Below are 19440 nucleotides of genomic sequence, written 5' to 3' on the forward strand. Positions count from 1 at the left end.
CTACTGGCAAAGACGGTTCTGCAACCGAGTGCCTAGAGCAATCTCACCAGGGGCGCGCTTATCACTCATCCCGAAAGACTTCATTCCAATGCGGCAACAGGCATGCGCAAGTAAGGAAGTAGACAAACCAGCAGCCGTATCGCGTATCGATGGACCAGAACTGATCGTCATCCATGAGCCCGTGCGTGATCGTGTTCCTGAGGTTGGGTCCTCCGCGAAAATCGAAGAGCATTTCGAGGTAGAACGCTATGTCTTGACCGACAACGTTCTCCAGTTGAGGTCGGAGACGTCCCAGCAACGCCGATAGACCGATATCTTCCTGCGTCTGGTTTGCGTTGATGATCGACACATCCTGTCCAGCCTGCTTCAGCAGGTACCGGATCGAGTTCTCAATCTGCGGTATCAGAAAGTATGCGGCAGACATGTAGTCGCCGGCGAACATCCTCTGAAATCCGACCGAGAAGGTATGCCTTCGATCCTCCGGAACGAACGGGCTATGAAACAGTATTGGCGCAAGGTCGTTCGCTGCGATCGAGTGCGTATTGTGGATGAACATGCGCGCGGGTTCTATACAGCCGGGTACGATTATGTGCCTGTCTAAGCCCAATCGCCGCGAGATTTCTGATTTGAGCGCGTCCCCTTCTGGCGCCGCCGCGAAATCAGAGCTGCCAGTTCTCGCTACCACTTTGCCTTCTCGATCATGTTGACTGCCAGCAAATATAGAGGCGAACGGCGATTGTCGCGCCTGCTCAAGAGCTTGCTTTTCAAGATCTACTCGGGCGATCACATTGTCCAGGGTCGCAAATCGCGCTAAACATTGGGATAGGGATGCGTCTTTAAACGCCGCAATCGTTTGTTCGACGATGTCGCCCAGATCGATTGGCCGCGTGACGGTGGCCATCTCGTCGCGAATATCGGCTTGACGGCGGACGAGGCTTGCACCCAGCGCTTCGACCCGGCCGGGTGGACGCAGACGCTTGGGAACACCGCGCAGCAGCTCGATCGCGTGGGTCAGATGATGGGTCGCCATGAGCGCCGACCCGGGGCTCGCTTCTGCGAAGCGTACGTGCGCCTCCGAAGCCGCAATCTGGCACCTGGCCGCCGCCTCTTCGTTTCGGGAGCGTTGGTGCGCTCGCGCCGCCATCATCCAGAACTCGGCCGTCTGATATGGGCTGCCCTCAGTAGACGCAGCCATGGCTTCGGCTTCGGTCGCGATCTGTGCCGTGTCGCTCACACCCTGCGCCAGATCTAAGGCTGCGTAGCCCGCGAATGCTCCCTGATCGCCTACCCGGAACGCATCCGCGCGTAAGCTTGCGAGGACCGCTTTCGCTCGGGCGACGGCAGGCTTGTCCCATCCGCTCGCGCGGCCGATGACGAGGGCTCGGGCTAGGAACCTCCTGGCGTCATGCCAACGGAACGTGGGCTCCTCCGCCTCGGGGGCGAGGCGACCCGCCATCATCTCCTCGACGGTATCGACAAACGCCTCGATTGCCGTTGTCGCCGCGAGATGATTGCGGCGATCGGCCAGCCAGCCGACGTCCGAGAGGCGTGCACGAACAGCACTGTGTTTCACCTGCGATCCGATGGAAGCCAAAACCCGCGACTGTTCCCTCGAAAAGTCGGAGGGTATGGCCGACCGTTTGCCATCCATCTGCATCATGGGAGAATATGGTTCGGCCTTATCGTCAGGGTTGAAGTAGTATGAGGTTACCTCGAACAGAACACGATAAACCCGGTAGGCAACGCTTTCACCCAAGGCCTCTGCCTCAGACATGGCCTGCCGAAATTGCGCACATATATCATGGAGGCTTACAGTTTTTGAATTAGATATCTTATGCTCAAAATCTATTGATTTAAAATCATCGTCGGAAGCAAGCTGAAGTTTATCTGTATCCATCGGCGTCACCTTGTCTGCACGCTGGACGTCGAGCGGGTGCGCCACACCGAGAAGGGTGGTCCCGACAAGTGGCGAAAGGCATAAGGATCGACGGCAACCGCTCAAGTTAGTCCAAGCGTCACACGTCGGGCATGGCATCCACCCATCCGTCCGGTGCTTGGATCTTCGCCTCGATGCCAGCGTGCTCCGCCAAGAGGGAGAGCAGATTACCGCCGCTGATAAGCTCGATCGGCTTGCCATTGGCGAACTCGAACGCGGCCCTGCCGTAGCCGCTGGTGCTGACGAGGATGCCCTTCGAAGCGCCCTCGTTCATCACCGTGCCGTAGAGATCGCGCACGGCGCTCACCCCAACCGTGTGCTTGTAGCGCTTGGCCTGGATCACGACCTTGCCACCGAAGATGGGGCGTTGGTCAAAGGCGACGCAATCGACGCCGCCGTCGCGAGACGCCTGCGTCAACCGCGCTTCGAGACCCATGCGTTCGAACAGATTGGTGATCAAGGACTCGAACTCACTGGGTGTCAGCTCCATTAGGTTCGGCCGGCTGTCGAGGGTCGAGAGCACGTCCGCTTCCTGAATGAAGCGGTGGTCGACCATGTTGATGTCGACGATCGGCTTCACCGCCACCAATTCAGACGGGTGGCCCGAGACGTGGGCGCGGAGCTGCTTCAGGCAGGTGGCTGGCTCGACGCGATCAAGGTTGAGTTGGCCGAACTGCTCGGCTGACACGCGGACCGAGATGAGGCACGGCCGGATCGGTCGGCCGGTGGCGCGGTCGATCGTCGAGACGAAGACGCTCACGACAGCGTTCTCGACCACCTGCGCCTCATCCGAGTCGAAGACCTCGTGCAAAAGGCGCAGCGCGGTCTGTGCCAGCGTCTGGACATAGAGCGCCTGCCGCGTTTTCTCGCTGCGTTTGGTCTCGACAATCTCGTCGTTCGAGCGGACGTAACGGTACTTCTCGACGGTGGGAACCACCTCGTCGATCGCGGGGATTTCGTAATCGACGACGAGCTGCTTGGACTCCGGGGCGAAGGCGATGCTGTGCTCCTGCGGGAAGCCGTCGGGATACTCAGAACGCTGGAATACGGCCTCGAAGTACGAGACAACCGCTTCCGCGTCCCCGGCTCGATATGCGTCCCGAAGAGCTATGATCTCAGCATTGTGGCGATCAGTCTCGGCTTGTAGGTCCGCCAGCGCCGTGGCGCGCCGCTGCTTAACCGCTTCGAGGTCGGCTAAGAGCGCTTGGTGGGACGCCTGAGCCTGCTCCACCAGACGTCGATGGCGTCCCTGCGATCCTGGCATCAAGCGTCCGAAGAAGCCGAGCGGCGCGGGCAGCAGCGTATCTAGCGGCGGGACGGGGGTCAGCCTGAGCGACACGTCTTTGTTGAGGTCACCATCCGACACGTGCTTCAGCAGAGCGTCGAAGTCCACCGTCAGATCGGTCGATAGCGCGGCCCCCAGTATGCCGTCCAACTCCTCAATCTGAAGCGCGATCAGATCGTTCTCGGACTGCGCTTCTTCCTGCCGCGCTTCGAGGTAGGCTTGGCGCTCCAGCTTGTCCAACTGGCGAGCCGTTTGGGCAGCGGTGCGCTCCTGCAATCGCGCCTCCTGCGCGGCTGCGCGGGCATAGCGCTCCTTGGCACGTTCCTGATTTCTGCGCGCCCTATCGGCTTCTCTCGCCATCCTGTTGAGAGTGCTGACGAAGCTTCGAGCCACAGCTTTCCTCCAGTCGTTGAGCGAAGGATGCTACGGTCAAGCTAGAGTTGTCGAGTGGGTGCAATCGGACTCCTGCGTCGTACTCGGCCAGCCGTGTCGGCCTAAGCGACTTGGAGGCGTTCTGCGATCACAAGCGACGGCGCGAGACGCCGGACGGACCGGTCGAGGTCGCCCAGGGCTGCGCCGCCACAGGCCGCCCTAAGCCGATCGCGGGCCGCCCATCACGGCGATGATCCGATCGGCGCTCGGATCGCCATGGAAGGCCTTGCGGTCAAAGCGGCGGAGCATGGCCTTGTACTCCGGCAAGCTCGTCTGAGTGTGCGAGTTCATGTAGTGGCCCTTGAAATGCTGGTATCGTCCCATCGCCTCGATGAGGTGATGGGCGATGCCGTGGTGGTCGTTGTGGTTGCCGTCGAACCCGCCGAACCGGACCGGGTCGGCCCCGCCAAGAGCCGCATCCACGCGAGCCCTGTCGGCATCCGGAAGAGCGGCGTAGGCCTGTTCCAGCGCGCGCCACATATCGAGGATGTCGCAGGTCTCACGGACGAGGGGTGGCGCGTCTTCCTGGTCGAAGAGGCCGCTGTACTCCCAGGACAGGCCCCATTCGTGAGTGCCGAGCGAGCGCATCACGAACTCCGGGTCGATCTCGTGACGCGCGTCGAGCTTCTTGCTGATGTCGCACAACAGCGCCACGATCAGTCGCTCACCATTGCTAAGTTTCATGCCGCTCTCGTTCGCATTCCTGGGATCGGCCTCAGGTGGCAACCCGGGCACCGTTTGCAACGGCAGCAGGACCGATCAAGCTTGACTGTTGGAGCGGCGGTTATCCACAGGATCTAACTGGGCGCCGCGCGTTCAGTACTTGTAGCGCCCAAGGAGCGCTCCGACGTCTCGGACGTGCGTGGTCTGGCTAGCCTTACGCCTTTGATCTGCGCCGCGACGGAGAACTGCTATGGCCGGCAAGACCACATCCTCGAAGGCTGCCACGGCGGCGTCCAAGACCCTGCGCAGCGGCGAGACTGGCTCGAAGAGCAAGTCTGCGGGCGGCTCTGCCCTGTCGCAGAAGGAGACGCGCAATACCAAGAACACGTCGTCGGGTGCAGCGACCAAGGCGTCCAAGACGCTCAGCGACGGCCGCTCCGCAAAGGCGAGCCGGTCGGCAGCGGGCTCGGCGTTGAGCCAGAAGCGCTGATCTCGGCGGCACTCCAATTCGACCAGAAGGGGCGAACGTGGCGAGCATATTGACCGTTGAAGAGCGCCGCGCCAAGGCGCGGGGTTTCCTCTGGATCGTCCAGGCGGGACTGCTGGCGGAGGCCGGCCGGGTTCGCCGGACCGATCCGAGCAAAGATCCGCAGAAGGTGGCCGAGTATTCCGGATCCGGGATGTTCATCCGTATCGACGAGGCGGTTCGTGCCGCCGGTCGCATCCCGGACGACATGACCGCAGCCGAAGCTGCCAAGGCGTTCTGCGCCTTCTATGCGGGCTCGGAGCGCTCTCGCGACGTGCCTCACTGGTTCGTTCGATACGGCCAGGAGCAGCACGATTACTCGGCGGTGAGCAGGACCGATCGGTTCCTCTGGACGGTACAGACCGCCGCGCTCGCCGACATCGAGAACCAGGCCGGCTGGGATGCCAAAGACAGGAAGCCGGAGCGCTTCGGTCCCCAGGCGATCGTCGAGACGATGGCGCAGGCGGTTCGAGTTGCAGCGCTGATCCCAAACGAGATCGACGCTACCGCGGCGGCGAGCGAATTTCTGGACTTCTATGCGCCCGGTATGGGGGAACGACGCACGCCGCCGAAGTGGTGCCGCGGCTAGCAGGGGGCGACGATGGGTGCATTCTATCGGATCGACTACGCCGGCGCGTCCGGCTCGGGCGCGGGTGCCATGGCTCTCGCCAACGGCAAGGTTGCCGGTCTTGACGTCGGCGGGGGCGTCTATCGCGGCTCCTACGTTGAGGAGGGTGGTCACCGGCGTGGCACCGCCGTCCTATCCATGCCGAATGGGGGCCAGCTCGTAAATGGCCTGCAGCTCCCTGCCGGCACGGAGATCCCGATCGAGTTTGCCATCCCGATTGATGCGCCCGGTGGGCACATGCTGACCGTTTCGGTCACCGGCAGACAGGTTGGCGTGATTCTACACCAGATTGGCGACCTGTAACCTCAGGCCGCACCGTCCGGGTCCGCCGACACGGAAGCGTCAGGTGGCGTGTTCACCCACCCGTCGTCGTTGCTGGCGACGCCGGCCATGTACTCGTCGAGGGTGACGAGGTTTTGCAGATGGCGCAGCAGGAGGAGGCGGATCTGGCGAAGGCCGGCCTTCCCACGATGGACCGCACTCTTGATGTGAGCGTGTGCCGGATTGGCCTCACACTCCTCCGTGGCCTCCACAGGCGACGCTTCGACCAGGAAGGCTGTCTGGCCGGCGGTATCGACCTCGTTGCAAACGGGGCCGCACTCGAACCTAGACATGAAGGACGACTGCCGGTCCTTAGGGTTCTTCGCTGTCTGATCCCGAGCACGCTCGGTGATGGTCGCGGGCGCGACAAGGTGCTCGCGGTCGACGCTGTAGCCGCGCGAACTCAGGTCTTCGAGGTTGACGGCTGAAGGTCTGATCTCGCCGTTTTCAAAGTGCTCCGGATGGTAGGTGAGCCGGAGCAGCCACTCCTCGTGGGGAACGGTGGTATCCGGCTCAGGCGTCTCGCGCGCGACCGCGACGCTCATTCATGACCTACACGATAGGGCTCAGGTGCGCAGAACGGCGATCAGCTCGGGCGGCAGAGGAGTGCCTATGGCAGCCCCATCCTCGGCGAACTCGATACCGTCCGGCGTACGGCCATAGTACGAGTACTGCCTCGTTCCCGTGAAGCCCAGATCCAACTCGACGTGCGGCGTCTTCCAGTAGAAGTTGATCTCGCCGTCGCCCGCGAGACTGATGTACGGCCGCGCGAGATCGCCGAGGGCATGAAGCTCGCGCACGAACGCGAGCGCCTGCCGAGATGTCTCGATGGTGGGGCCGACGCTCTCGGGGCCGTCCCAGCCGGCTTCATAGGCCGCGATGGTCTGGAGACGCTTGATCTCCTCGGGCTCGGCGTACGCGACCGGCGCGCGAGGCGCACGCAGGGCCGTATCCTCGAACCGGTGCGCGTCGTAGCCGGCGAACGCAGGTGCCTGAGCTGTCAGCATGACGCCGGACAGAAGGGCGACCGCTACCACGCGCGGATCGAGCGCGAGCGCGCCGCCGACCAGCGCGCCGATCGGCGCCCCCGTTTCCGTCTCCATGTGTGTCAGGCCCATGCCCATTACTCCGCTCCTAGGCCGATCCGTTCAATCATCGAGTCGGTCAGGAGTTCTCTCAGAACGCGCTTGTTGCCATCATGTAAGGCCTCCATCAAGCCGGACAATGCGCGATGATCCGGGTCGCTAGCTTGGTTGAAGGACGCGAGCTCGTCGAGCCGCTGGGCGATGCGCAAGGCCTGGATGTGCGAGATCGCGACGGCCGTACGGATCTCACCCGCCACGTTCATCTGGCCGGCATCCACGTTGAGCTGATTGAGCACATCGCGTCCCGGGTTGGTCCCGCCGTTGAACCAGCCGGTGTGGCAGTGCCAGCGCGTCCCCGACGAGAAGGCGAGCGGGTTGAGATGGGCTGATCCGCTACGCAGCAGCTCCGCCGCGGCGTAGGCGGGCTCGTCGCCGTCGTAGACGAATTGGTCGACCCAGCGCATGCCAATGCCGGTCAGAAATGAATTGGTTCCGTGTATCTTCGCTAGTATTCGCGAAATATACGACTTTTGATGGGGCCAAATCTCGTCCCAGCGCGTATATTTGTTACACGTGATCGTCACCGAGGTCGTTTGGATGTTGATGACGGTCTCAATCGTGCCGTCAGCATGCGACCTAATCATGCGTAACCCAGCGCCTTCGCTGATCTGCTGCGGGCCGATTTGCGGTGCGCCGCCCTGTTGCTGGGTCACCTGCACCTGCATGACATTCAGCGTCTCGATGGCGGTAAATTCGTCCTTGAGTTCCTCTTTCAAGGTGAGCAGAGCCGGCATGGCCTGCTGCAGAGGAGGCGTGAACTCCAAGAAGATCGTTTCCTCGACGATCGCGTGCGCGTCGTGGACCGGCCTGAAACGGGAGACTGTCGGAGAGGCGGTCATCGGGGGTTACGGTCTCACGTACGGTTCTTCCGAACACCTCAGCGAAAAGCGGTGGACAACGTCTTAAACCCCCTTGCCGATGCTGTGCAAAGATAGCGTCCGGCTCCGACCGCCACATGGCGGCTGGTGTTTATGCCGCGACCGCCTCGGCTTCCCACGGCCGCGCCGGCAGACACGGCGGGGCGATCGCGAGACCCGGCAGGTCGGCGAGCTGTTCGGCCAATGCCGTCAAGGCGTGGTGCCACGCGGCGTAGGCGGCGCGCTCCTGCACCACGACGTCGAGGGGCGTGATGTACTCCGTCCGGGTCCCGATCCGCCGCCTGGTCCGGCGGCACCAGACGGCCCGAACGCGATCGATCTCAATCGGCGAGACGTAGGGCGGCATATCGGAGCGGCCGGCGACGACGATGAGGGGCGCGACCACGATCTTGCTCAACCGCCGTAACGGAGCGTCCTCGATCGGCGCGACGCGCACGGTCTCGCCGTCCGGGCCCAGCTCGCGGGTGACCTTCGCGGCCTGGATGAAGGCCGTCCCGCCCCGCTCCTCCTCGGCGATGAAGTGGCCGGCTTCGAGAGCGCCCTCGCGGGTCCAGAGCGAGAAGGCGAGGTCCTCGCCGTTGTGATCCTCGCAGAAGTAGTCATCGAGGCTCAGCACCAGGTCGTGGGCGGTGAGCAGGGCGTCGCCCGCGCCGTAGAGCATCGCCAGGACCTCACGGGCCTGCGAGGCGGCCGACGCGCCCCAGCCCGAGGTGTCGACCCGCTCGCCGCGCGCCAGCGCGTTGCTGCCGGGAGCCATCGGGCCACGGATCCCAAGCATGCGCCGGGTATCGACGCCGAGGCGGTCGATTTTCTTCTCGCGGTAGGCGCGCACCATCAGCGCCTCGATGCCGATGCTCTCGCGAGCGGTGGAGCGGGACGGGATACGCACGGAACGCCTCATGTGGAGGAGGCGCGAGCGTCCGGGTGCGACGGTAAACGAGCCCTTGCCGGCTCTGGTCTATTTACAGGAGCTGTGGCGTTATCCCGCCATAGATACACAGCGATTCGTCGCTGTAGCGGTTTAGCGAGATGACGCGATGGCGCGCTGTCGACATAGAGCGATGACGTTGTGAATGTCCTCACGATGGCTGCCCAGAAGGGCGGCGCGGGCAAGACGACCCTGGCGACATCGCTCGCGGTCGCCGCGGTCCAGACCGGCGAGATCGTGGTGGCGATCGACCTCGATCCGCAGGGCAGCCTTCGGGAGTGGTCGGAGCGACGCGAGACTGCGGACATCGTGTTCCGGCCGGTGGAAGCCGCCGGGCTCGCCGCACTGCTGAAGCGCTTGCGCGACCACGGTAAGACGACGCTGGTGGTGGTGGACACGGCAGGCGTCATCGGACCGGAGGTCACCGTCGCGCTCCAGAACGCGGATCTCGCCCTCCTGCCGGTGCGCCCCAGCCTTCTCGATCTGACCGCCACGCGCCGCACGGCCGAGCGGCTGGAAGCGCTCAAGCGGCCGTATGCCTTCGTGCTCAATCAGACCCAGGCCGCCGCGTCCGCGCGGGTCGAGGACGCGGCCGAAGCGCTTGTAGAGATCGGGCCGCTCTATCCGGGCTCGATCGCGCTCCGGACCGATCACCTCGACGCTATGGCGATGGGCATGGGCGTCACGGAATGGCGGCCACGGTCGCCGGCGGCGGACGAGATCGGGGAGCTGTGGCAGTGGGTGAAGGGCAAGCTCGGGGAGACGGGACGATGACGCGCAAGGCCGTGAGCCTGAAGGACAAGCTCGCAGCGACGGCGGCAAAGCGCGATACCGCTATGTCGACAAGTAGCGATGCCGCGAGAGAGACAGCGCGAGAAATCGAGGAGGCGACTTTGGCGCCCGCGGAGCGGGGCGCGCCGAGGACGCTGCCGAAGGTCACGCTCTACGCCCACCAGGATGTGCTTAAGGCGATCCGGCGGCTCGCCGTCGAGGACGGGGTGCAGGCTCAGGAGATCCTGCGCGCCGCGGTCCGAGACTACCTCGCGACCCGCGGCTACCACTTCACCGACCTGACCACCGGGCAGTGAGGCGAGCAGCGGGCACTGTGCTCAGGTGTATGCAAACCGTAGCTTTGCATACATTGGGACGGCGACAGGCGAACGTGTGGATCGCCATTGAAGACGACGTGCGGGCTCTGGGGTCCTGCGCACCTCGGTTTGGGGCTACCACCTAATTGGCCTGTCCAACGGTCAGAGCGGTTGTGCTGGGTTCGCCTAGGGCAGGAACACGCGTTCCTTGAGCGCCTGTAATCGCGCTGTCGCATCTGCCATTTGAGCGGGTGAAGGATCGGCGGGCACCCCCGGGTTCTCGACGCTGAAGCCAAACGTCATGCGGCTATCTCGGCCGTCAAGGATGACGCGCGATTTGAGCACGTCCACGAGCGGCTCGCGCCATGTGAGAGCGGAGGCTTGTGGTAGTACCCGCTGCAGGTCGCTAAGACCGATGATCCGCAAGCGCGGCCGCTCCGGATCCTCGCTGCCCGCGCTATCAAGGGACCTGTAGGCGCTCTGCCAACCTTCCGGCTGATGCGTGGAACCGGAGGGATCAGCGACAGGAACGATGGTCAGACCACCGACGAGGTTGCCGCCTTCCCAGAAGCTGACCTCACCAGCGCGCATCATGATGCGCCACTCCCATAGGATCTGATCGAACACCCTAAACGCCTCCCTTACGTTGACTTAACCGTGCGCCCCAGTCGACATGGGCGGTCACGGCTACACTCGTCCCGGCGAGTCGTGAGCCGGCATCAGGAGACACCGCCGCCGCAAGTCGACCCCTGAAAAGCCAACGGCCCCCCAGTCGCCAAACTGGAGGGCCGTCGAAATCGAAAGGTCTGTGAGGACCGTAAGCTCCCCTCACAAGCCATGAGACGCCCCCGGGCGTCAAGTCGGAACGCCAATTCCGACGACGATGAGGCTTTGCCTTGTGGACCGGACGCCCTCGCGGCGGCCCGGAACGACCTGTTGCGGCCCGTTGAGGGCCGAGAGACGTGTTTGCAGATGAGATCCGCCGCGCCATTGAGGCGGCAAACCGAATCGCCCTGCCACAGGTGACGGCGCTGCTCTGGCGCGCCTACGGGGAGGGGAAGGTCACGGAGGCCGAGGCCGAGGCGCTGTCCGGTCTGATCGAGGCACGCACGGACGCGCCGGCAACGCCGCAACTTCCTCAGGCTGTGCCATCCAGTTCTAACCCAGGCGATAGCTCGGTCACGCGGGATCGCGCAGGATCGTTCGGGAGGGCCGTCGGCTCGCGCCCGCGCACGGATGCCTCGCTGGAGCGCCGTCGCCGCTGGGCCGCCTCGGGGCGGCTCCCGCCGGGGCTCGCGGCCCGGTTCACACTGGCCGAGCAGGCGGTCCTCGCCCTGGTGGCGGCCGAGGTCGCGCGGCGGAAGGACTGCCGGCTGGCGATCGAGAACTTGGCGGCCCTGGCGGGTGTCGGGCGCACGGCTGTGAAGAACGCCCTGCGCGAGGCGCGCCGCCTCGGGCTCGTGACCGTTGAGGAGCGGCAGGTGACCGGCTGGCGCAACGACACGAACATCGTCCGCATCGTCAGCCGCGAGTGGATCGCTTGGCTGCAGCTGACCCGAAAGCGCGATCCGTTGTCGAAGTTCAGATTGACAGCGCTCGTGGCTTCGGAGGGGGGAGGGGTCGCAAACCCGACCACCACGCCTACTAAAGTTCTAGAATCGGGGAAAATGAGGCCAGCGGACCCGTCGCAAGGGGCTTTCCGGCGGGCGGAAGGCAGGTCTGTCGCGCGAGCCGGGCGGCGTTGAGATTCGCATGATCGGCGCGGCGAGGGCGGCTGAACCCATGTCCGCGCGGCATGCCGGACGCTCGGAGCGTCCGCTCTAACGAACTTCGTCTCGGGGTTTGCCCGCGTGCTCACACGTGATGGCCTGCGGCTCCGGCCTCGTCGGCTCGGCCGCTCCATCACGGTCGCGGGATCGGTGCTGGCCCTCCTCGTCTCAGGGTGCGGCGGACGGCGTCAGCTGCGGGCGCGTCGTACCCCGGCGATACGCTGGGTCAGGGCACTCCGGATCTCCCTGACCTCGGCCATGTCGGCTTCGAGGCTGTCGAAGTGCGCGAGCCCGCCCTGGCGGATGCGCTTCGTCAGCTCCTCGATCCGCCGCAGCGCGTCGAGGAACGTGGTGGGCTGTGCGTCGGGGATCATAGTCGTGGTGTCCTTCAGTTCGTGGCGGAGAGGGTGATGTGTTCGACCCGGACGTTGATGGACCCGTCCGGGAGCAGGATCGTGAGCCGGTCGTCCGGGTGCACCACCGCGGCGGTGGTGACGAAGGCCGGGCCGTCCGGGGTCATTTCGAACAGCGTCGGATGACCCGCAGGAGCGGTGTCCGAGGTCGCTTGGGGAGATACCTGCCCCAGCTCGACGGGCACCCTTGGCGCCCGCCCGCCCGAGGAGAGCGACGCGACCGTGCTCATCAGGCCGACCTCGATGCCGCGTCCGATCTCGGCGAGCCGGCCCTCGGCCTCCAGGAGGCAGAGATCCACCGCCGCGTCGAACTCGCGACCGGCCCGAGCGAGCAGGCTTCGAGCTGGGATCTCGATCTGCTCTTCGATCGCGGCGTCGAGCTCGGCGAGCGCGCGCTCGGCCCGGTCGGCGCAGGCCTCCAGGAGGTCGCGCACCAGCACCGCGGCGGCCGTCGGGGTGGCGACGGAGCGGGCAGCGGCGGCGTCCAGGGCGGTCTCCGGCGTCGCCGCGTGCCCGACGCCCACCACGAGGTTCGGGAGCCGCAGGGCGGCGCGCACGACCCCCGGTGCGTCGAGAGGGGCGAAGGCCGCTGGCGGGCCGCCGCCGCGCACCAGAAGGGTGATCGACTGTGCGTCATAACCAGCGCTCGCCGCCTCAGCCCGCGCGCAGGCCTCGATCAGGGACCGCTCCGCGGACGGCCCCTCGAAGATCGCCGGCACGAATGTGATCCCCGACGCACCCGTTTTCTCGAAGGGCGCGAGCACGCGTCGGAGATCACTCAGCGCCTCGCCGCGCTCGGAGGCGATCACCACCACGTGGCGCAGGTCCTGCGGTTCGCACCAGGTCGTGGGTCCGTGCGGCAGCCGGTCGGCCCGGATCTCCCGGAGCGTCTCCTCGCGCCGGATCACGGCCGCGAGCGGCTCCTGGGCGACGTCCAGGACCTCGATCACCTCGGCCTGGACGCGCGGGCCGCGGCCGAAGCCGTAGCGCAGGCCGGTGCTGACCCTGAGTGTCACATCCCGGTTGAGCAGGGCCTCGGCTGAGGCCGCCCCACCCGGCCGCAACCGCGCCTTCAGCCGCAGCGGGTCGCCCGCCGTGGCGTGCCGCTCGCCGAGCATCAGGAACGCGTCGCCGCGCTCGCCCGGCTCCATCCCGACCACGGCGGCGCGGATCACGCGCTCCAGGCGCGTGGCCGTGCGCAGAGACGCGAACAGGTCCTGCAGCTCGCCCACCCGTTCCTCGACCCTGGCCGGCTCGGGCCAGGGTGGAGGTCGCCCCGGCAGCTCCGTGGCCGGGGAGAGCGTCTCCCTCCGGCGCGACGGCGCGTAGGCGTGGAACAGGTGGTGTCTCATGGGGAGGTCTCGTTGCTCTGAGGGGTTCGAGGGAGGTTCGTGACGAGGCTGGTTCTACCTGGGGCTATCGGCCGAGCCGCCCGGGCTTGGCCTTGCCGTCCTCGCGTCCTTCCCGGGGTTTTCCGTGTGCCCGGTACTCTCCTGCCCGTTCTCCCTGTCCGCGCGGCCGCCGGGCCGCGCGTTCTTCCCGTTCCGATTCCCCGTCGAGAGAGGCCTGTCCTGATTGGACATCGCCCCTGTCGTACCCTAGCGGCGCACCGGTCCGACGCGGCGCAAAGCTCGGATTGATTGGCTCTCGTTCACCATCGCGAAGGGCTCGCCCGCAAAATCGGTGGGTAGGGGCGTCTGCACCTAGGGGAGGGCCACGCCGGTAACGGTCCACCCACCGCCAATTAGACGATGCTGCCGGGCGACAACGTCTTGGTGCGGCACATGAAACAGGTTTGCTTGTTCGGGGAGGGCGTCGAAGGGCTACGTCAATCGGGCAAACCGAGCGTGGTTCGCATCATGCCCCGGGGCCCAAAGCCAGCCAAGCGCGGCCGCCAGCCGAAACTGCGCGACCTCATCCCATGCAGGATCGATGTGCCGAACGATCAGATCGGATGGCGCGCGGCGGTCAAGGACCGAGGCGTGGCAGGTTGCGAGCACGCCAGCACCCACGGGCATGGCTCCGTGCCGTTCGACGTGGCGGACTTACCCCGCAATCGCAGATCGCTCCATCTCCGGATCCAGCGTGCCCGGAGGAAGTGCACGGCCTGCGGGGCGATCCTCGTCCAGACCATACCCTCGGTGGACGAAGCCCACGCCATCACGATGCGAATGCGGCACGACATCTTCTATACCGCGATCAAGCACCCGTTCGAGCAGGCTGCGGGGATGCTCGGCGTCGATGCCAGGAAGGTCGAGGACGTGTTCTCGGAGCACGCGGCGATGCTGCCGCCGACCGTGACCAAGCTGCCGAAGGTGATCTGCATCGACGAGACTGACCTCGCCGGCGACTTCCGGTTCATCTGCTACGATCCGGTCGGCGGAACCATCGTCGACATCCTGCCCGACATGACGCAGGCGACGATCGAGGCATTCTTCAGGGGGATCACAAACAGGCTGGAGGTCGAAACCGTCGTCTCGGACATGCGGGCGGAGTACCTGGAGATGGTCACGCGCTTCTTCACGGCCGCTCTGGTTATCGACCGCTACCACGTCGTCGAGCCGGTCAATCGGGCCATGGCCAAGGCCCGGGGACGCGTGGTCGCTGCCTTCAAGAGAGAGAAGGGTAAGGGCAGCGGCGAGAAGGGGTTCAAGGTCCGGAGCGTCGACCACCTGTTGGGCCGGCGCTGGGCGAGGCTCGACAAAGCGCAGCGGGCCGAGCTGGCCCGCATCTGGAAGCTGCGTTTCACCGGCGACCTGCTGGAGCACGGCAAGCCCGCGCCGCTGGAGGTAGCCGATGGGCGATACCTGTGCCGGGCTTATCGCCTTAAAGAGGATCTGCAAGAGGTCTACGAACTCAAGAGCGCCGACGACGCTCGCGCTGCGCTTCATGGGCTGATCGCGCGGGGACGAGCTGATCCCCTGCTGCGCGCAGACTTCGAGGACGCGCTGAACCTGATTGAGAACCACGGGGAGCTGATCCTCAACTTCTACAAGGACAGGCGCACGAACGGTTTCGCCGAGGGCATGAACCGGTGCCTGAAGCAGATCGAGGCGTCGCAGATCGGGATCGGGTTCGACCACCTTCGCGCGAAGAGCCGGTTGCGCTACGGCACTCTCATCGATCGTGAGGCGCTGAAAGCCTACTGACCCCGCAGGCAATCAGTGAGCGGCCATGTGGCGGGCCAGCTTGGCGGCGCACCAAGCGGCGGTGAGGCAGACCGACATCGCCTCGGCCCAGGTGCCGCCGAAGCGCTCCTGATGGGCGTGGGCGGCCTTGGCGGCGGCCGACATGATGGCGGCGCGGTCGAACCTACCAGCGACGTAGAGCGGGCGGCGGGTGGCGCGCACGGTGAAGTCGATGCGGGCGGTGGCCGAGAGCAGGCCGGCCGGTACCTTGGTGCGGTCGGCGCGCACGTCGCGGAGGGCGGCGGACCAGGAGAGGGAGCGGCGGTTGGACATCAGCTTGCCTTGTCTCGGCGGCTGATGTCATTTATTTAGTACGAGGTTGGCATCGGATCAATAAGAAAGTACGACGTTGGGCGAAAAAGTGATAACTTCCGCTCAGTGCCGAGGCGCGAGGGCCATGCTCGGTTGGAGCCGTGATGATCTCGCGGCGCGATCCGGTGTCGGCCGACAGACACTCGCCGACTTCGAGACCGACAAGCGGCAGCCCTATGACCGCACGCTCGCTGATGTGGTCCGCACGTTGGAGGGCGGGGGCGTCACCTTCCTTCCGGCTGGGACGGACGGCGGCGCGGGCGTCCGGCTCGTAGCTCCGTCCGTCTAGACTTCGGGTGAGTTGGGACCCGGCAAGCGTCTCGCACGCTGACGCTGTGGCGCGCCTCTTCCCAGAGTTGCGCGCCCACGGCGTTCGCATGGAGAGCGGTATCCCCGGGCGGTCCTGGCCTGCTGCTGAGGTGCCTACTCGGCTGACCGATTTGGATGAGAGGATCATTGACCTCGCCGGCGGCCGTATACCCAAAAAGCGCCTAAGATCGCCCGAAATCCTGGCAGAGGGCGGGATTACTTCGGTGCTGTACGCAGCGCGGGTCTTCACACTGATCGCGTGGAACAACGCGAATGTGGACAGCCGAGCCCTCTCGAAAGACCGGGTTCAAAAGCTGGAGAACGAGCGCGACGCGTTTAAACGACGGGTTGGCAGCACGCGCGTCATCCTAGAGGAGGATAGTGATCCGAGCCGGGCCGCGCGCGCCGGAAATCCGTACCTCGATCCAATCGACCCGCAGGAGGTAGCTGCTGAGCGGGAGAGTGGACGAGCGCTCTACGCCGCGCTGGCAACGGAGCTGGAGCGTGACACGGCGCGCATCGCTATGGTCCAGCGCGAATTGGATCGGCTGGCTACCTTCGAGGGCTTGAAGGTCTGGGACGCCTCTTTCTTCCGGCTGATGGGGATCCTCTGGGGGCTGTTCACAGAACAACTTCCGGCAGTTAATCGGGGCGGTCCCTTCACTCAGCTCCTTGACGCGGCGGTCGCGACGCTCAGCGAAAAGGCTGAGCCGCAAGGCAGGCCCTGGGGCGTCGCGAAGAATATGCTGGAGCGGTCCGAGAAGCATGGGCCTGGCGTCGGCTTCCGCCTCTATGAGGCTGGCGCTCTATCCCTAGACAGCATCCATCAACTCGAGAGCCGCGGGCCGGATATGCGCACGTTCATCGGCGTGGCGGCCGGAGATGGCGACGCAATGACTGGTGCGATCGTGGCGTTGCGCGACCACTCGGAGCGCCCGGACGAGGTTCTGATGCGGGAATTGGTGTTGCGTCCGCCCTTCCGATCGCGCGGCCTTCTTCCCGCGATCGTTCGCGCTCAACTCGGCTGGCTGTACGAGGTCGACGCCAAGCAGATCCGGTCTGCTGCACGGTCCGCCATTGATGCCGCCCATAAAGGCGACGCGCGAGCGACTGCGGTCGTTGAGTTGGCGGGCAAGGCCCAGTCCCTCGCGACGGGAAGGCAGGGGGAATGGGGCGAGCGATATGGCATCTCGTGGCCGAAGTCGTTCTGCGGTCGGAGCCCTGCCGACGTTCGCCGGGAGTTGCACGAGCGTGCCGTGAGGGGCGACCTCCTATCCTGCGCGCTCATGGATTGGCCGGGGCTATGGCGCTCCGCGTCCCGTTTACCCGGAGAGCCCGGCATCGCTTTCACCTGATGCGCCGAGCTCGCGATAATGATCTAGGCTCAAGTCTACATTGCGCTTTCACGTCATGTCGACAAAGCGTGAGGGCGACAATGATCTATGCATCGGTTCGTGGATCGGCCCGCTACCGAGATCCCGCCATCCGTGAAAGCGCATCAGGTGCGACAGTGGGGAGGACCCGGACCTTGCACTATCTCGGCGGAGAACCTTTAGATCCTGAGCCCCCGTCGGCGAGGTGGCTTCCCGTCGCTCGGCGAGACCTCGCGTCCCTGTGCTCCGGACGGGACGCCGGCCAAATCGCCGACCTTCCCGCGAAGGCTTTCCTTCTCGCCTGACCGATCAATCTGCTGAGCGATCTCCTCGATGCTAGCCTCGCGTGCGCCAAGCTCCCGCGCGGCTCTCTCGGCGTGCTCGATCACGCTCTTCCCGCCGGGTCCGCGTAACGCCTCGATGAGATCGGTCCTCTCCGGCGGAATGCTTCGCAGCTCGCCGCTCAACAGCCCTTTGACCGCCTCCGTGGCCGGTACGAGGTGGTAGGCGTTGCCACTCTCCTGCTCGTGCACGATCACCGCCTGATCGCCGTGGACCGCGCCGGTGACGAAGCGCGCTGATTGCGGCTTCCGAGGGGGCCGTCCACCGCGCTTGCCGTTCTCGCGCGCCGCCACGGCCTTGCGTTCGCTTTTCACCGAGCCGCCTGCGCGGCCGAGCTGCTGCGCCATCCAGGCGGCCGTGCCGAACACCCCATCGAGGAGGCCGGCGACGCCGATATCAGCGTCGAGCCGAGGAAAGTGCAGGCCGAGGCCCGCTGGGCCGATCAGCACGTCGCGCAGATCCTCGTCTGCTGCGCCCGCGAGATCCTGCACCTGATCGACGGGCACAATCAGGGTGATCCCCGTCGAGAGCCGGATCGAGAGGCGTCGCCCGGTTGAGAAGTAGCGAACGGACGATGCGATCCCTCGCGCCCGGCGTGCGGCACCGGCTCGGTTCGCCGCCTCGAACTCGGCCTCGCTGATCTCGTCAGTCGTCTTGGTCTGGCGCGCCAAAGTGGGCCTCCCAATCGTCACACAGCGTCGGGATCACCTCCGCCAGCGCCTTGCGGATGCGGTTCACCCGGTGCAGCGCGAAGCCGTGATTTTCCCTCAAGGTTGGCGGCCCGTCCGGACAGTTGAGCACGAACACCGCGACGTTGGCTCCGTCCGTGACGTGGACGTGCCGTGGCTCGTGATCGTTCGAGTAGAAGCTCACGCGCAGGCCCGGCAGCTCGACCGACGTCTTCGGCATAAAACCACAAACCCAACCGCTTGGGAACGTGTGAGCGCGTACGAGGTTGCGGCGCTCGGCGCAACCGAGGCCGACATCAGACGGCTGTTGCCCGAGCCTTGCCGATGGCGCGGTGGACCGACCCCTTGCCGATGCCGAGCCGCGCCGCGATAGCAGCCATGCTCAGACCCTCGGCGGCCAGGACCTCGATCTCGGCCGCCTTCGCCCGGGCGGTCGGCTTCCGGCCCTTGTAGAGGCCGGCGGCCTTCGCCTTGGCGATGCCCTCACGCTGGCGCTCCAGCATCATCTCGCGCTCGAACTGCGCGACGCCGCCCAGCACGTTGAGCATTAGCTTGCCGGTCGGGGTCGCGGTATCGACGCCCAGGCTGAGGATGCGCAGAGCCACGCCCCGGGCCGTCAGGCCGTCGAGGATCTGGCCGAGATGGGTGACGGAGCGGGCCAGTCGGTCGAGCTTTGTCACCACGAGGGTGTCCCCGTCCCGCACGTAGGCAAGGGCGGCCGCCAGCTGTGGCCGGTCCCCGACCGAGGACACCTGCTCCTGGAATAGCCGCTCGCAGCCGAGTGTCTGGAGGTCTCGGACCTGCGCCTCCAAGCCGGCCGCTTGTTCGAGGGTTGAGGTGCGGGCGTAGCCGACGAGCATGGCGATCGATCCGGTCCGGTTCGTTCCAATAGAACCTAAGACACAGGAAGCCGCGCTGTTCCAAAAATCAACGGCGTTCTATTGGGACGATCACACACAGAGACGCCGTTCCGGCGGCGCCCGTTCCACAGGGGCAAGGCCTATTGGAACATCTACAATCTAGATCAACGGCATGAGGTGATTGAGGGCTGCAGCTGCTGCCCGCGCTGATCGGCAAATCGGCGTTTCATGTCCACTTGCCGAGCAAAAAGAGCGCGGCATGGAGCTTCACTGATGGCCGAAAACTGTACTAAGGCTAGAGGGAATTTATGCTCTGTACCCTCGCGGCCTTGTGTCATCTCGCTGAGAGCAATGA

24 protein-coding genes are annotated in these 19440 nt (G+C 65.3%); 9 read left to right on the forward strand and 15 right to left on the reverse strand.

Translation table 11 applies throughout. The features are described 5' to 3' along the window. Positions 1-61: 61 nt before the first annotated feature. The 3 genes from MKL09_RS25205 to MKL09_RS25215 form a co-directional block, all read right to left on the reverse strand. On the reverse strand, positions 62-1897 hold the full coding sequence (locus tag MKL09_RS25205) for a DUF4209 domain-containing protein (RefSeq protein ID WP_244024754.1): 1836 nt from the start codon (positions 1895-1897) through the stop codon (positions 62-64). Between the two features lie 118 nt (positions 1898-2015). Continuing rightward, complete coding sequence (locus tag MKL09_RS32265) at positions 2016-3614, reverse strand: restriction endonuclease (RefSeq protein ID WP_244024755.1); 1599 nt, start codon at positions 3612-3614, stop codon at positions 2016-2018. A 198-nt stretch (positions 3615-3812) separates the two neighbouring features. After that, positions 3813-4337, reverse strand: a complete 525-nt coding sequence (locus MKL09_RS25215) for a YfbU family protein (protein WP_244024756.1) — start codon at positions 4335-4337, stop codon at positions 3813-3815. A 229-nt stretch (positions 4338-4566) separates the two neighbouring features. Between MKL09_RS25215 and MKL09_RS25220 the strand changes: the two genes are divergently transcribed. The 3 genes from MKL09_RS25220 to MKL09_RS25230 all read left to right on the forward strand — a co-directional run bounded on the left by MKL09_RS25220 (position 4567) and on the right by MKL09_RS25230 (position 5773). Then, positions 4567-4806: a hypothetical protein gene (locus MKL09_RS25220; protein ID WP_244024757.1), complete on the forward strand. Its 240-nt coding sequence runs from the start codon at positions 4567-4569 to the stop codon at positions 4804-4806. A gap of 190 nt (positions 4807-4996) precedes the next feature. Next, the gene (locus MKL09_RS25225) at positions 4997-5431 is read left to right on the forward strand and encodes a hypothetical protein (protein ID WP_244024758.1); all 435 of its coding nucleotides are present in this window, start codon (positions 4997-4999) and stop codon (positions 5429-5431) included. Positions 5432-5443: 12 nt separating this feature from the next. Then, positions 5444-5773, forward strand: coding sequence for a hypothetical protein (locus MKL09_RS25230; RefSeq protein WP_244024759.1), 330 nt, complete (start codon positions 5444-5446; stop codon positions 5771-5773). Positions 5774-5775: 2 nt separating this feature from the next. Here the strand turns inward: MKL09_RS25230 and MKL09_RS25235 are convergent, their stop codons facing one another. From MKL09_RS25235 to MKL09_RS25250, 4 genes are all read right to left on the reverse strand, one after another. Then, positions 5776-6336: a hypothetical protein gene (locus tag MKL09_RS25235; RefSeq protein ID WP_244024760.1), complete on the reverse strand. Its 561-nt coding sequence runs from the start codon at positions 6334-6336 to the stop codon at positions 5776-5778. A gap of 21 nt (positions 6337-6357) precedes the next feature. Continuing rightward, positions 6358-6909 (reverse strand): hypothetical protein, encoded by a 552-nt coding sequence (locus tag MKL09_RS25240; protein WP_244024761.1) that lies wholly within the window; start codon positions 6907-6909, stop codon positions 6358-6360. 5 nt (positions 6910-6914) lie between these two features. Continuing rightward, positions 6915-7775 carry a TIGR04255 family protein gene (locus MKL09_RS25245; protein ID WP_244024762.1) on the reverse strand — a complete coding sequence of 287 codons (861 nt, stop codon included), beginning with the start codon at positions 7773-7775 and terminating at the stop codon, positions 6915-6917. Positions 7776-7905: 130 nt separating this feature from the next. Next, positions 7906-8703 carry a hypothetical protein gene (locus MKL09_RS25250; protein ID WP_244024763.1) on the reverse strand — a complete coding sequence of 266 codons (798 nt, stop codon included), beginning with the start codon at positions 8701-8703 and terminating at the stop codon, positions 7906-7908. A gap of 195 nt (positions 8704-8898) precedes the next feature. On the opposite strand from MKL09_RS25250, the gene MKL09_RS25255 reads away from it, so the two are divergent. Beyond that, positions 8899-9516, forward strand: coding sequence for an AAA family ATPase (locus tag MKL09_RS25255; protein WP_244024764.1), 618 nt, complete (start codon positions 8899-8901; stop codon positions 9514-9516). Then, positions 9513-9830 carry a hypothetical protein gene (locus tag MKL09_RS25260; protein WP_244024765.1) on the forward strand — a complete coding sequence of 106 codons (318 nt, stop codon included), beginning with the start codon at positions 9513-9515 and terminating at the stop codon, positions 9828-9830. Before MKL09_RS25255 ends, MKL09_RS25260 begins: the two co-directional genes overlap by 4 nt. A gap of 186 nt (positions 9831-10016) precedes the next feature. On the opposite strand, the gene MKL09_RS25265 is transcribed toward MKL09_RS25260, so the two are convergent. Further along, entirely contained in the window at positions 10017-10457 is a 441-nt protein-coding gene (locus MKL09_RS25265; protein WP_244024766.1) for a hypothetical protein, read from the reverse strand. Positions 10458-10792: 335 nt separating this feature from the next. Here MKL09_RS25265 and MKL09_RS25270 point away from each other — a divergent pair, with 335 nt between their 5' ends. Continuing rightward, positions 10793-11575 (forward strand): helix-turn-helix domain-containing protein, encoded by a 783-nt coding sequence (locus MKL09_RS25270; RefSeq protein ID WP_244024767.1) that lies wholly within the window; start codon positions 10793-10795, stop codon positions 11573-11575. A gap of 212 nt (positions 11576-11787) precedes the next feature. Here the strand turns inward: MKL09_RS25270 and MKL09_RS25275 are convergent, their stop codons facing one another. Continuing rightward, entirely contained in the window at positions 11788-11973 is a 186-nt protein-coding gene (locus MKL09_RS25275; RefSeq protein WP_244024768.1) for a hypothetical protein, read from the reverse strand. Positions 11974-11987: 14 nt separating this feature from the next. Next, positions 11988-13364 (reverse strand): exodeoxyribonuclease VII large subunit, encoded by a 1377-nt coding sequence (locus MKL09_RS25280; protein ID WP_244024769.1) that lies wholly within the window; start codon positions 13362-13364, stop codon positions 11988-11990. A gap of 399 nt (positions 13365-13763) precedes the next feature. On the opposite strand from MKL09_RS25280, the gene MKL09_RS25285 reads away from it, so the two are divergent. Next, positions 13764-15161, forward strand: a complete 1398-nt coding sequence (locus tag MKL09_RS25285) for an ISL3 family transposase (RefSeq protein ID WP_244024770.1) — start codon at positions 13764-13766, stop codon at positions 15159-15161. A 12-nt stretch (positions 15162-15173) separates the two neighbouring features. Here MKL09_RS25285 and MKL09_RS25290 read toward each other — a convergent pair whose 3' ends face one another. Beyond that, complete coding sequence (locus MKL09_RS25290; RefSeq protein ID WP_244024771.1) at positions 15174-15473, reverse strand: hypothetical protein; 300 nt, start codon at positions 15471-15473, stop codon at positions 15174-15176. Between the two features lie 124 nt (positions 15474-15597). On the opposite strand from MKL09_RS25290, the gene MKL09_RS25295 reads away from it, so the two are divergent. Together MKL09_RS25295 and MKL09_RS25300 are read left to right on the forward strand one after the other, a co-directional pair. Then, positions 15598-15801 carry a helix-turn-helix domain-containing protein gene (locus MKL09_RS25295; protein ID WP_244024772.1) on the forward strand — a complete coding sequence of 68 codons (204 nt, stop codon included), beginning with the start codon at positions 15598-15600 and terminating at the stop codon, positions 15799-15801. An 88-nt stretch (positions 15802-15889) separates the two neighbouring features. Continuing rightward, positions 15890-17176 carry a hypothetical protein gene (locus tag MKL09_RS25300; RefSeq protein ID WP_244024773.1) on the forward strand — a complete coding sequence of 429 codons (1287 nt, stop codon included), beginning with the start codon at positions 15890-15892 and terminating at the stop codon, positions 17174-17176. Between the two features lie 197 nt (positions 17177-17373). On the opposite strand, the gene MKL09_RS25305 is transcribed toward MKL09_RS25300, so the two are convergent. The 4 genes from MKL09_RS25305 to MKL09_RS25320 all read right to left on the reverse strand — a co-directional run. Next, the gene (locus MKL09_RS25305; protein ID WP_244024774.1) at positions 17374-18207 is read right to left on the reverse strand and encodes a DUF2442 domain-containing protein; all 834 of its coding nucleotides are present in this window, start codon (positions 18205-18207) and stop codon (positions 17374-17376) included. Then, positions 18182-18445, reverse strand: a complete 264-nt coding sequence (locus tag MKL09_RS25310) for a DUF4160 domain-containing protein (protein WP_244024775.1) — start codon at positions 18443-18445, stop codon at positions 18182-18184. Before MKL09_RS25310 ends, MKL09_RS25305 begins: the two co-directional genes overlap by 26 nt. A gap of 76 nt (positions 18446-18521) precedes the next feature. Further along, complete coding sequence (locus MKL09_RS25315) at positions 18522-19085, reverse strand: recombinase family protein (RefSeq protein ID WP_244024776.1); 564 nt, start codon at positions 19083-19085, stop codon at positions 18522-18524. 164 nt (positions 19086-19249) lie between these two features. Beyond that, on the reverse strand, positions 19250-19440 hold a 191-nt coding region (locus MKL09_RS25320), incomplete at its 5' end, for a hypothetical protein (RefSeq protein WP_244024777.1).

It is taken from the genome of Methylobacterium sp. J-048 (assembly GCF_022829515.1).
Classification (GTDB): Bacteria; Pseudomonadota; Alphaproteobacteria; order Rhizobiales; family Beijerinckiaceae; genus Methylobacterium.

Coding starts and splice junctions, on each gene's coding strand:
- MKL09_RS25220 (WP_244024757.1), top strand. CDS start 4,567: ATGGCCGGCAAGACCACATCCTCGAAGGCTGCCACGGCGGCGTCCAAG.
- MKL09_RS25225 (WP_244024758.1), top strand. CDS start 4,997: ATGTTCATCCGTATCGACGAGGCGGTTCGTGCCGCCGGTCGCATCCCG.
- MKL09_RS25295 (WP_244024772.1), top strand. CDS start 15,598: ATGCTCGGTTGGAGCCGTGATGATCTCGCGGCGCGATCCGGTGTCGGC.
- MKL09_RS25260 (WP_244024765.1), top strand. CDS start 9,513: ATGACGCGCAAGGCCGTGAGCCTGAAGGACAAGCTCGCAGCGACGGCG.
- MKL09_RS25240 (WP_244024761.1), bottom strand. CDS start 6,909: ATGGGCCTGACACACATGGAGACGGAAACGGGGGCGCCGATCGGCGCG.
- MKL09_RS25215 (WP_244024756.1), bottom strand. CDS start 4,337: ATGAAACTTAGCAATGGTGAGCGACTGATCGTGGCGCTGTTGTGCGAC.
- MKL09_RS25275 (WP_244024768.1), bottom strand. CDS start 11,973: ATGATCCCCGACGCACAGCCCACCACGTTCCTCGACGCGCTGCGGCGG.
- MKL09_RS25290 (WP_244024771.1), bottom strand. CDS start 15,473: ATGTCCAACCGCCGCTCCCTCTCCTGGTCCGCCGCCCTCCGCGACGTG.
- MKL09_RS25285 (WP_244024770.1), top strand. CDS start 13,764: ATGCTGCCGGGCGACAACGTCTTGGTGCGGCACATGAAACAGGTTTGC.
- MKL09_RS25205 (WP_244024754.1), bottom strand. CDS start 1,897: ATGGATACAGATAAACTTCAGCTTGCTTCCGACGATGATTTTAAATCA.
- MKL09_RS25300 (WP_244024773.1), top strand. CDS start 15,890: ATGGAGAGCGGTATCCCCGGGCGGTCCTGGCCTGCTGCTGAGGTGCCT.
- MKL09_RS25245 (WP_244024762.1), bottom strand. CDS start 7,775: ATGACCGCCTCTCCGACAGTCTCCCGTTTCAGGCCGGTCCACGACGCG.
- MKL09_RS25310 (WP_244024775.1), bottom strand. CDS start 18,445: ATGCCGAAGACGTCGGTCGAGCTGCCGGGCCTGCGCGTGAGCTTCTAC.
- MKL09_RS25315 (WP_244024776.1), bottom strand. CDS start 19,085: ATGCTCGTCGGCTACGCCCGCACCTCAACCCTCGAACAAGCGGCCGGC.
- MKL09_RS25280 (WP_244024769.1), bottom strand. CDS start 13,364: ATGAGACACCACCTGTTCCACGCCTACGCGCCGTCGCGCCGGAGGGAG.
- MKL09_RS25230 (WP_244024759.1), top strand. CDS start 5,444: ATGGGTGCATTCTATCGGATCGACTACGCCGGCGCGTCCGGCTCGGGC.
- MKL09_RS25235 (WP_244024760.1), bottom strand. CDS start 6,336: ATGAGCGTCGCGGTCGCGCGCGAGACGCCTGAGCCGGATACCACCGTT.
- MKL09_RS25255 (WP_244024764.1), top strand. CDS start 8,899: ATGGCTGCCCAGAAGGGCGGCGCGGGCAAGACGACCCTGGCGACATCG.